This is a genomic window from Methylomonas rivi, assembly GCF_024505165.1.
GTDB classification, from domain to species: Bacteria; Pseudomonadota; Gammaproteobacteria; order Methylococcales; family Methylomonadaceae; genus Methylomonas; species Methylomonas rivi.
The window spans coordinates 1-11,552 of sequence record NZ_JANIBK010000127.1 but is presented as its reverse complement, the minus strand read 5'-3'; the positions used below and the strand labels follow the sequence as shown (position 1 = coordinate 11,552).

Below are 11,552 nucleotides of genomic sequence, written 5' to 3'. Positions count from 1 at the left end.
CGCTTGATCCGGCTTTGGCGCCCACGTTGCGCCAAAGCCGGAGAGCTTTTTGTATACGGCTTGTCGCGGCCGCCATACCGGCCATTTCAAAATCCCCCCCGGCGATGGTTGTTGAAACCAAGCCCAGCGGAGTGCTACACGGTTTTTAACTGTACATTGTTTCGGCCCGATGTTTTTGCCTGATAAAGCATATCGTCAGCCGCTTTGTAGTAATTCTCGTCGAGAAACCGAATATCCGGGGTGATAAAAATCACCCCCGTGGAAATGGTCAGATAGGCTGACGCCATATTATATTGATGGGGGATTTTTAAGGATTCGACGGTTTCCCTAAGCGATTCGGCTACCGCGGCGGTTTCCTCGACATTATCGGCATCGCAGATAAAGCCGAATTCCTCGCCGCCGAGGCGAAACACCAAATCCCTGGGACGCCTAAAACAACTTTTAAGTGCTTTCGCAATGCTGATTAGCGCATTATCGCCCTGTTGATGGCCATAATTGTCGTTGAATTGTTTAAAAAAATCGATATCCAACATCGCAAATACAAACGGCTTATTGTCCCGTCTCATTTCCCGGATTTTTAGCTGAAAAATCGTATCGAAATGGCGCCGATTGTAGATTTGCGTCAGGCCGTCGGTAATAGCGATTTCCTCGTTTTTTTTCTTCTGGGTTATATCGTGCCTAATGGCGGTATAGCCGATGATATTGCCGTAAAAATCGAAATCCGGAGAAATCGTCACATCAACCCAATAAAAACCGCCGTCTTTGGTGCGGTTTTTCACTTCGCGGTTCCAGGTATTACCTTTGGTTATTGTGGTCCAAAGATCCTTAAAAAGCTCGGCCGGCATGTCCGGGTGCCGGATAATGCTGTGCTTTTGCCCGATCAGTTCTTCCTTGGTATAGCCTGAAATATCGGCAAACGCCTGGCTAACTTGTGTAATGACGCCTTTAACATTGGTGCTGGAAGTAATGACGTTTTTATTGATTGAAGCCAAATATTTCTGACTTTCTTCGTATTTTTTTTCTTTATCGATATAACTTGCCATGACGTCCGCAAGTTGCGATAAGTTTTCGCGCTCGATACTCTTTTCTTCAAGCAACACCAGTTGAATAACGCCGACAATGCTACCCAAATTAACCAACGGAAAAGTCAAGATTTTTTTGATGCCTGCATTAGCGCTTCCCATATTCACCGAGGACTCGCTCGATTGCTGATTGATCCGGGATTCAACCATGCGCGCATCCAGCACGCATTGCCCTATCGGGCCTTCGCCGATTTTTAATTTATGCCTGACGGACTTAGGGTGCACGCCGAACGTGGCGGAAAGGTTCAATTGCTCGATTTTTTCGTTATGAATAAACAATACCCCGGATACGGCGCACAAATGGTGCGCAATAAAGTTTAATGCATGGTTGCAAATCGCCTGCAGGCCGCCGAGCGCATGCAGACCGTTTCTCAGCTCGTTAACGCGATCTTCGTTGAATTTTTTGCATGCGGCTAATTGCCGCTCAACGCGGCCGCGCTGATAGAACCTTAAAAAGATGAAAAAAGTAATGCCCAGACCGATTACAAATGCGGCATAACTGGCTAACAGTATTCGGGTATACGCGGAACGCCTCTGCTCTAAACCGGTTTTAAGTTTTTGCCTGGACAATTCCGCTAGGGCAGTGGACGCTTCCACGAGGCGCGTGCCTTCGTTAAATAATAACAGGCCGGAGCGCAATGGTTTCGCTTCCGAAAGATCGGCCAACAAACGATGATAATTCTGATATTCCTGATCGATCACCGCCAGGCAATTTAAAAATTCGCCATTATTTTCATACATTTCAAACAACATTTTCAGATGATGAAATGTTTGGTTAAAAACATACAGATTATTGCCAATCAGGGCCGGATCGTTAGGGCTTGCATAAACGGTATGGGACCTGCTGGCGACTCCTTTCGACCTGGCCGCGCTTTCGATCAACTCGGGAATGACGTACAGAATGACTTCAATCAGAATGTAATTCTGTTTTTCCGGTTCATAGAGCAATTCGTATCTGTCGGCAAGGATGCGTAATTGACGATCGTTTTTTTCAATCAGCGCGGTGATGCGTTCGAACAGTTTCCCGCCTTGCACTTTCCCGGTAAATATTGAATCGATTTCACTCGCAAACGCAGCATCGTCCAATACCGGGCCGGCCAAGTTAACGGTTTGTTTCAACTCCACCATTCTTTGCTGAATATTCGCCGCATCCTCGGCAGGTTCCGCATCCAAAGGATATAAGCCCCGGTATCGCTGTAAGGCGCCATTGAGCAAATTCAGCGACTTAATCCTCTCCAGGCCGACCAGTTGATTTTCGGTGCTATTCAACCTTTGCTGGATGTGCGTGCTGTAGGAAAAGAAAAGGAAACAAACAAAAACTCCCCAAAAAACAATGGCCGTCAGAATGGCGTTTTTAGTGGACATGGTTTACCTGCCGCAAGGTACTCTTAGAGTATCGATTTATTATGTTGTTATTTTTATCGAGTCACCCAATGGAACATACGCCATTATGCCGTTGCCCGCCCCATACAAGCGAGCGAACATTGTCGGCTTTAATACCCGTTGAAGCATAGTTTTTTTAAGCTGAATGTTGCGCCCGCTCAATTTTTATTTTCTATCGCAACAACAACAGCGGTTTATGGCTTTGCGACAGCATTTTGACTGTAAAGCTGCCTAACAGCAGATCGTGAATGCGGGAATGGCCGAAAGCCCCCATCACGGTCAAATCGATATCGAACCGGTTTTGATAATCGCACAACGCTTGCTCGGGGTTGCCGCGCAGATGCTGGCTGATCAGTTTAATACCCGCTGCCTGTTTCAGTTTGTTGGCGGCGGCTTCCAAAAATACAGCATCCTGCTCATCCTGGCCGACGCTGACCAAATGGCACAACAACCCCCGATAAAGCGGGCTGCCGACGACCATATCCACGGCTTTTTCGGCGGCCTTGCTGCCATCGTACGCAATCATGATGCGCTCGGGCTGCTTAAATGCCTCGTTCACCACCAATATCGGCTTATGTAATGAGCGGATAATGGATTCCAGCTTGGCGCCGATTTTATCGGTTCGATTTTCATGCACTTTACCGCGCACGCCTATCACCAGTACCCGCAACTGCTGTTCCAGCTCTATTAACGACTCCACCAGACTGCCATGGCGTTGATGCAGCTCCGGTTCGGCAATGCCTGCTTGTACGGCCCGTTGCCGGGCGGCTTGCATGATCAACTTCCCCTGCCGCAACTTGAGTTTGTTTCGCTCCGATTCCAGCGCAATCATGTCTTGCAACAGTTGCTCTTGGCTATCCATGCCGATATTGCCAGACAAATCCCAACCGGCGGCCGTTTCCGGATGATGATCGATGCTGTGCAGCAAAGTTAAGGGTGCGTCGACCTTTTGCGCGATCCAGGCCGCATAGTCGCATACCGCCGGCGTTAAACCGGAGCCGTCCACGCAAGCCAGCACGGTGTTGTCTTGAATTCGCATTAGTGGCCTCCCAGAACTTTTTCGATTTCTTCGGGTTTGTCGTGTATGCCGAAGCGGTCGACTATGGTGCTACTGGCTTCATTCAGCCCGATCAACTCCACTTCGGCGCCTTCGCGGCGAAATTTGATGACGACTTTGTCCAGCGCGGTCACCGAGGTAATGTCCCAAAAATGCGCCCGGTGCACATCGATCACCACCTTTTCCAAGGCCTCTTTAAAATCGAAGGCGGCCGTGAATTTGTCCGCGGAGTTGAAAAACACCTGCCCCACCACCCGATAGGTCCGGGTAGCGCCGGCTTCATCCAGGCTGGTATCCACATACATGAAATGGCTGATTTTGTTGGCGAAAAACAAGGACGCCAACAACACGCCGACAAACACTCCCAAGGCCAGATTATGCGTCCACACCACCACGGTTACGGTCGCCAGCATGACGATATTGGTCGAGACGGGATACTCTTTCAGGTTAAGTATCGAGCGCCAGCTAAAGGTGCCTATCGATACCATGATCATCACCGCCACCAACGCGGCCATGGGGATTCTGGAAATCCATGCGTCCAGAAACACCACCATAATCAACAATAACGCACCGGCGATTAACGTGGACAAGCGCCCTCGGCCGCCGGATTTAATATTGATGACCGACTGGCCGATCATCGCGCAACCGGCCATGCCGCCCAGTAAACCGGCAGCGATATTGGCCAGCCCCTGGCCTTTGCACTCGCGGTTTTTATCGCTACCCGTATCCGTGAGTTCATCAATGATAGTGGCCGTCATCAAGGATTCCAGCAAACCCACCACGGCCATCGGCGCCGAATACGGCGCAATAATCCGCAAAGTCTCCCAATTCAACGGCACTTGCGGCCACATGAATACCGGCAAAGTGTCCGGCAATTCGCCCATATCGCCGACGGTGCGAATATCCAGCTCGAAAATCACCGCCACTGCCGTCAGGGAGACGATGCAAATCAGCGGCGAAGGTAGCCATTTACCGACCACGGGCAGATAGGGAAACAGATAAATGATGCCCAGGCCGGCCGCCGTCATTGCATGCACATGCCAAGTGACGTTGGTCAATTCCGGTAACTGAGCCATAAAAATCAGGATGGCCAAGGCGTTGACGAATCCGGTCACCACCGAGCGGGACACGAAGCTCATTAAACCACCCAGTTTCAGGTAACCGGCGGCGATTTGCAGTACACCGGTCAACAGGGTCGCCGCCAGCAAATATTGCAGGCCGTGTTCCTTGACCAGCGTCACCATCAACAAGGCCATCGCGCCGGTTGCCGCGGAAATCATCCCCGGCCTGCCGCCGACAAAAGCCGTGACCACCGCGATACAGAACGACGCATACAAGCCGACCTTGGGGGCGACGCCGGCAATGATGGAAAAGGCGATGGCTTCCGGAATCAGCGCCAGCGCTACCACCAACCCGGCCAGCACGTCGCCGCGCACATTACCGAGCCAATCCTGTTTTTTCGATAACAAGAGCATGAGATTCCTATCGCTACGTCTATTAAAAAAATCTATCCGGTTTCGACATTCATTTAAAGCCGGTTTTATGCGCCATGGCCGGCAACACCAACATGCTGCAAACAATCATCAGCGAAATGCCAATGGCCAACAGCAAGCCCATGCTGGCGGTGCCTGCGTGGGTATTGAAAGCCAGACTGGAGAAACTGCACAAGGTGGTCAAGGCGCTATAAAACACCCCACGGGCGGCACTGGTTTGCAATACTTGTTTATGGTCATGCTGATTCTGCAGCCTGTGTACGATATGAATGCCGCTATCGACGCCTATGCCCAGCAGCAACGGCAACACAATGATATTGGCGAAATTGAACGGGTTGTGCAGCAATACATTGATGGCCGCCGTCAGCAAAGCCGCCAACAGCAAGGGGGTTACGATCAATAGGGTGGTCTTGAAACTGCGGGTCAATACCAGCAATAAAAGCACGATCATCGCCAGCGCGCCGGAAAAGGCCTGGATAAACGCATTGACGATGGCTTGGCCGGACGTCACATCGCCGATCGGCAAACCGAACACTTTCGGATAACTGTCTAGAATCTCCTTCACGAACTGCTTCAAGTATTCCGGATTATTCAAATCCTGTTTGGGCAAGACTAATACCCGGTAAATCCCGTCGGCACTGACCCACTGCGAACGCACTTCCGGCGGAATGTCGTCGATCGCGAACTCGGTGGCGGTCAGGCCGTCGCGCAGCATCAGCATGGTGCGCGGCAATAAATCCATTACGCTATCTTCCAACCGCGCATAACTTTCGGCCGGATTCGGCTGGGCATCCGCATACTGGATAAAATCCGCCACATCTTGTTGCAGTTTCTGTAACACCGGCAAGGCCACGGCTTGCCCCGGTTGCCGGACGGCTTTTTGCAGCGTGTCCCGCAATTGAAGCAGGGCCGCCCGCACATCCGAATTTTCCGGTTTTTCGGCAAACCGGTTCAGTTGCACCGGCATGATCAAATTCAGATTATCGATGATCTCCAGCTTTTCCGCCTGTTGCTCGGCCACCATGCTGCTGAGGGTAATGGCTTCATGCACGCTGGGCAACTTGGCAAACCGGGCCGCTAATTCATCGGCCTGCGCCAGATTATCGGTCAATGCCGACGTCGCGAACGGCGAATCGGTCTGGCTGCGCAACAATTTTTTAAAAGCGATCACGGACTGGGTGTTGGGATCGCGCAAATTGATCGGGTTGGAGTCGAAACGCATTTGGGTTAATGTCAATCCGGCCAACAAGGCGGCCGACACCGCGGCAATCAAAACCCCGGTGGCATGCCTGAACGGAAATTCATAGGCCCACTCGGGTAGCAAGGTTTTGCCATTGGCCGGCAAAGGTTTGATCGGCAACAGCTTTAACAAGGCAGGCAACAAGCTTAAAGACACCAGTAAACCGATAAAGATGCCGCCGCCCGAGATGATGCCCAATTCCGAAACCCCTTTAAAATCGGTCGGAATAAAAGCGAAAAAGCCGATAGCCGTGGTTGCGGCGCATAAAAACAAGGAGCGACCCACGGTATCCATGCTGTTTAAAATAGCTTGATCGGTAGCCAAGCCTTGCTGCCTGCATTCCTGATAACGCAGGCATAAATGGGTGGCAAAATCCACGCCCAAGCCTATGTAAAGCACTGCGAAGGCCACCGAAATCAAATTCAAATGCCCTACCGCCAAAGCGGCAAAGCCGGCGGTTAACGCCAAACCCACCACCAGGGCTATAAAGGTCATCAGCAGTAATTTTAACGAGCGTAAACCTATCCATAACGCCAGACACACCAGCAATAAAGAAACGATGCTAGAGACGATCATGTCCTGGTTCACGGTTTCCATTTCTTCGTGTTCCAAGGGAATTTCGCCTGTAAAGCTCAGTTGGACACCCGGAAATTGGCTGGCCATGTCGGTGCTCAGATCTCGCAAATACTGCATGGGCTTACCCGCCGGCATCAATTGTTTAAAATCCAGATGCACACGGGTGATCACCAGGCGCCGGGTTTGATCGCCACCGAAGCTTTTTTCGGTTAACAACTGCTGCCAGGACAGATAATGCGTTTCGCCGGCCTTAACGGCTTGCAGAGACTCGCCGATGGCACTCAACAAGGGATCCAGCGGCATGGCCAAATCCTGTTCCCGACCTTCCAAAGCCAGGCCGATGATGTCCATTAATCCGGCGAAGTGATAATGCGCGGATAAGTAGCCGATAAACGGCTGCGCATCCACCAGTTTATCGGACAGCGATTCCAATTCGCCAAGACTCAGATACAAAAAACCTTGTTGCCGAAAGAACGCGTTATCGACCGGAATATAAGCCGAATCGAACAAAGTTTTTTCCGCTTGCAGGTGTTTTTCAATAAATTGCGCGGCCGCCGCTGTTTGCTCCGGCGTCGGCGATTCCACCACCACGATAATCGCCGAGGCATCCTGCGGGAAGGCTTTATCCAATTCGGCGCGGATTTTAATAAACGGCAAGTCCTGCGACAGCAAGTCGCTGGTATTGGTGTTGATGCCCAGGTGATCGCGGGTATAAAACACACTGCCGGCGCTGAGCAAGGCAAACAGCAACAGCACTAACCAAGGAAAACGGATAGGTAATTGGGATAAAAACGCTGAAAATCGGGTTTTTATCGATATAGCGGCAAGAGGCATAATTTTGAATAACTAAAATTGCAGTAAAAAAGAAAATCGAAAAAACCGGCACGCCGTGTCGCCAAACCGGAATAGGGTGCTTTAAATTCATTTTTGCCGGTAAGCCTGGAGGCATACTGCGTTTAACCTCGGAACCGGACCGGCAATTTGGAAAAATGACCGGACATTATAAGCAAAAGCGAGGCTCAGCCCCAGAAGCCAGCGACCTGATCAGCTTACCGCAGGCCCAAAAAGCGGCGTTTTATGCATTTATCCGCTGAAAAAGCTAAGTCTAATTTACAGATTTTGTGGGGTAGCGATGCGATTTCGACCGCGAAAAGCCAACCAGGGGCCTGCTATGGGTAATGCTCACACGCGGCAATCGGCGGCAATTGCCATGGAGTCCGCCGGCATTGCGATGTCGGCATTTGCTTCGTCATATTCCTGTCATGTTTCCGAATTAGGCTGTATCCATCAAAGCGAAGCCGCTGTTTTTGCTGCCATGCATCGCTTTACTCTGGACTTTCTAATTTACTGGATCAACATCAATGATCGATGCCGAGCGCATTCTGCAGGAAACCTACCCGGATTTTAATCTGGGCAAGCACAACCAACTGGCCGTCAAAGCCCTGAAAAAACTGTTACACGAAGACGACTTCAACGAGGTCATCGATAAAAACCGCCATTTGCGCGGCTACGCCTTTCTCGACAAATTGCTGGGTTACTTCAACTTTCATTATCAGGTCAGTAATCAGTCGTTCAGCAACATTCCGTCCGAGGGCCGTTTATTAATCGTCGCCAATCACCCTATAGGCACCCTGGACGGGCTGGCGCTGGTTAAATTGATCCGCTCGGTCAGGCCGGATGTGCGCATAGTCGCCAACCGGGTTTTGTCGCACATGGAACCGCTGCAATCGATTTTTTTGCCGGTCGATGTGTTATCGGACAAAAAGGCCTTGAAAGACAGCTATAAAGCCATGCTGGAGGCCCTGGAAAACGAAGAAGCCGTGATTATATTTCCGGCCGGCGAAGTGTCCCGCATCACCCCCAAGGGCATACGCGACGGTAAATGGCAAAACGGTTTCGTCAAACTGGCTAAAAAGGCCCGTTGCCCTATCCTGCCCATCCACATCAAGGCCAAAAACTCGGCCTTGTTCTATAGCATGTCCACACTCTACAAGCCGCTGGGCACCATGCTGTTGGTCAAGGAAATGTTCAATAAAAAAGACCAGGAAATCAAATTCGTGGTCGGCGCGCCGATTCCGTATACGGTCATCGAGGGGAGCGAGCAGTCTAATAAACAACTCAGCCAGCGCTTTCGTAAACACGTGTTAAACCTGGGAAAAAAACATAAACCCTTGTTGTTCGATACGGTAGCCACCGTGGTACATCCCGCCGATACCAAGGCCATCAAAAAAGCCTTGTTTCAATCGCGCCTGCTGGGCGAAACCCGCGACGGCAAAAAAATTTTCCTTTACCGGTTTCAGGACGATTGTCCGGTCATGCAGGAAATAGCCCGCTTGCGCGAATTGACCTTCAGGACCGTGGAAGAAGGTACCGGTCTGGCGCTGGATTTGGACAAGTTCGACATTTACTATAGCCATATCGTGCTGTGGGACGATCAAGCCCTGGATATCGTCGGCGCCTACCGAATCGGCGAAGGGCCGAAAATCATGCAGAGCCATGGTATCGAGGGTTTTTACAGCAGCACCTTGTTCGATTTACATACCGAATTCGCCGCCTTGTTGCCTTACAGCCTGGAGTTGGGCCGCAGTTTCGTACAACCGCGTTACTGGGGCCAGCATAGCCTGGAATATCTTTGGTACGGCATTGGCGCGTATTTACGCGAGCAACCGGATATCAAATATTTGTTCGGCCCGGTGAGTATCAGCAATGCTTACCCGCAACTGGCCAAGGAATTGATCATCGGTTTTTACCAGCAACAATTCGGAACAGAATTACCCCAAGCCACAGCCAAAACGCCGTTTATCATTTCCGAGCAATGCCGGCAATTCGTGGCGCAGGAATTTAATGGCGATTATTCCAGCAGTTTTAAAATTTTGAATAGCGAACTCCGCAAACTGGGCGTCAAAGTTCCCACGCTTTATAAACAGTATGTCGAGCTGTGCGTGGACAAGGGCTGCCATTTCATCGACTTTAATATCGACCCGGATTTCAACAACTGCATCGACAGCCTGATCATGGTGGAGATCGATAAAATCGCCCCGAAAAAGCGCCAGCGCTATATCGAAACCACGCTTTTGCATTAAATTTTCCCATGTCTAACGCAATTTTTGCGGAATTGGCGCAATTGGAAGCGCTGATCGCCCAATTGGGCGATCGGGCGCGGACCGATGTAGTCAGCCGCGTTCAATATAAAAACCGCTCTTTCCCTATCTATAGCATAGTCCTGGGTTCGCTGCGGGATGACGTGCCGGCATTGGCGTTTGTGGGCGGCGTGCACGGATTGGAGAAAATCGGCTCGGAAGTGATTCTGTCGTATTTGCAAACCATCATCCACCTGCTGGACTGGGATGAAGAATTCGCCGGCCGCCTGGAGCGGTCGCGGTTGGTGTTTATCCCCATAGTCAATCCGATAGGCGTATATCGCGGTACCCGCTCCAATGGCAACGGCGTCGATTTAATGCGCAATGCGCCGATAGAAGGCAAAGGCAATACCAAGCTTTATAGCGGTCACCGCGTCAGCCCGCGTCTGCCTTGGTACCGCGGCGACACGGCGCAAATGGAAACCGAAGCCCAAGCCCTGTGCCAGGTTATCCGGAAATACGTGTTTAACTCGCCCTTATCGATAGCCTTGGATTTGCATTCCGGCTTCGGCATACACGACCGGTTGTGGTTTCCTTACGCCTCTTGTAAAAAACCCTTCCCCGGCATTGCCGAAGCGCACGCCTTAAAACAAAGTTTCGATCGCTGTTATCCCAACCATATTTATAAAATAGAACCCATGAGCCAGGAGTACATTATCAACGGCGATTTATGGGATTATTTGTACGACAGTTTTATGCAAACGGCGGATGCGCAACATCGGCAATTTTTGCCGCTGACGTTGGAAATGGGCTCCTGGCTTTGGCTGCGCAAGAGCCCGTTGCATTTATTCCAGCGCCACGGCTTTTTTCACCCCTTACTGCCGCATCGGCAACAACGCATACTGCGGCGGCATATTACCTTGTTCGATTTTTTGTACCGCAGCCTGCTGTATCCGAAAAAATGGGCGCAACTGGATGCAATGCAATTGAAACAGCATAATCAACAAGCCCTGGCGCTTTGGTATGCCTGATCCGATCGGCCGAAACTGGTTATTGCTGCGAGGATTGTCGCGGGAAGCCGCGCATTGGGGCGAATTTACGCCATTGTTGCAAGCGCAATTCCCCATGGCCCGTATTTCCATGCTGGATCTACCCGGCACTGGTACGCGCTATCGGGAAACCAGTCCCGACAGCATTGATGCGATCATGGCGTCCGTCAGACACCAGGCATTGACGGCAGGCTTGTTAAGCCAGCCACTGACCATCGTCGGTTTATCGCTGGGCGGCATGGTGGCATGGGAGTGGATGTTGAAACATCCGCGGGATATTGGCGCGGCCGCCTTGATCAATACCAGCATGGCGAGTTTAAGCCCGTTTTACCAACGGCTGCGCTGGCAAAGCTATCCGAATTTTTTCAAACTGCTAATGCAACCCAACCGCTTCCGCAGGGAATTGGCGATCGTTCGCTGCGTAGCCAACCGGCGCGACCGGGATCAACAAACAGCCTCGGCATGGGCCCGAATCCAGGCCGAACGGCCGGTAACATACGCCAATACCCTCAGGCAGCTCGCCGCCGCGGCCCGCTATCGGCCGGGAGATAAAAAACCGGATGTACCGCTGTTATTGTTGAGCGGCCGGGGC

At 51.3% G+C, this 11,552-nt stretch carries 7 protein-coding genes; 3 read left to right on the top strand and 4 right to left on the bottom strand.

The features are described 5' to 3' along the window. Positions 1 to 134: 134 nt before the first annotated feature. The 4 genes from NP596_RS16820 to NP596_RS16805 all read right to left on the bottom strand — a co-directional run bounded on the left by NP596_RS16820 (position 135) and on the right by NP596_RS16805 (position 7,665). The gene (locus NP596_RS16820) at positions 135 to 2,447 is read right to left on the bottom strand and encodes a diguanylate cyclase domain-containing protein (RefSeq protein ID WP_256616549.1); all 2,313 of its coding nucleotides are present in this window, start codon (positions 2,445 to 2,447) and stop codon (positions 135 to 137) included. A 190-nt stretch (positions 2,448 to 2,637) separates the two neighbouring features. Next, the gene (locus tag NP596_RS16815) at positions 2,638 to 3,504 is read right to left on the bottom strand and encodes a universal stress protein (protein WP_256616548.1); all 867 of its coding nucleotides are present in this window, start codon (positions 3,502 to 3,504) and stop codon (positions 2,638 to 2,640) included. After that, positions 3,504 to 4,997, bottom strand: a complete 1,494-nt coding sequence (locus tag NP596_RS16810; RefSeq protein ID WP_256616547.1) for a SulP family inorganic anion transporter — start codon at positions 4,995 to 4,997, stop codon at positions 3,504 to 3,506. The genes NP596_RS16815 and NP596_RS16810 overlap by 1 nt, the downstream gene beginning before the upstream one ends. A 49-nt stretch (positions 4,998 to 5,046) precedes the next feature. Next, positions 5,047 to 7,665 carry an MMPL family transporter gene (locus NP596_RS16805; protein WP_256616546.1) on the bottom strand — a complete coding sequence of 873 codons (2,619 nt, stop codon included), beginning with the start codon at positions 7,663 to 7,665 and terminating at the stop codon, positions 5,047 to 5,049. Between the two features lie 527 nt (positions 7,666 to 8,192). Here NP596_RS16805 and olsF point away from each other — a divergent pair. The 3 genes from olsF to NP596_RS16790 all read left to right on the top strand — a co-directional run. Then, positions 8,193 to 9,914, top strand: coding sequence for a bifunctional ornithine lipid synthase OlsF (gene olsF / locus NP596_RS16800; RefSeq protein WP_256616545.1), 1,722 nt, complete (start codon positions 8,193 to 8,195; stop codon positions 9,912 to 9,914). 8 nt (positions 9,915 to 9,922) lie between these two features. Then, positions 9,923 to 10,942 (top strand): M14 family zinc carboxypeptidase, encoded by a 1,020-nt coding sequence (locus NP596_RS16795; RefSeq protein WP_256616544.1) that lies wholly within the window; start codon positions 9,923 to 9,925, stop codon positions 10,940 to 10,942. Then, positions 10,935 to 11,552, top strand: a 618-nt coding sequence (locus NP596_RS16790) for an alpha/beta hydrolase (RefSeq protein ID WP_256616543.1), incomplete at its 3' end; no start/stop codon positions are given. The genes NP596_RS16795 and NP596_RS16790, both read left to right, overlap by 8 nt.

What these genes read in the sequence shown, in the direction of transcription:
- NP596_RS16820 (WP_256616549.1), bottom strand. Translation starts at nt 2,447, where the DNA reads ATGTCCACTAAAAACGCCATTCTGACGGCCATTGTTTTTTGGGGAGTT.
- NP596_RS16810 (WP_256616547.1), bottom strand. Translation starts at nt 4,997, where the DNA reads ATGCTCTTGTTATCGAAAAAACAGGATTGGCTCGGTAATGTGCGCGGC.
- NP596_RS16815 (WP_256616548.1), bottom strand. Translation starts at nt 3,504, where the DNA reads ATGCGAATTCAAGACAACACCGTGCTGGCTTGCGTGGACGGCTCCGGT.
- NP596_RS16795 (WP_256616544.1), top strand. Translation starts at nt 9,923, where the DNA reads ATGTCTAACGCAATTTTTGCGGAATTGGCGCAATTGGAAGCGCTGATC.
- NP596_RS16805 (WP_256616546.1), bottom strand. Translation starts at nt 7,665, where the DNA reads ATGCCTCTTGCCGCTATATCGATAAAAACCCGATTTTCAGCGTTTTTA.
- olsF (WP_256616545.1), top strand. Translation starts at nt 8,193, where the DNA reads ATGATCGATGCCGAGCGCATTCTGCAGGAAACCTACCCGGATTTTAAT.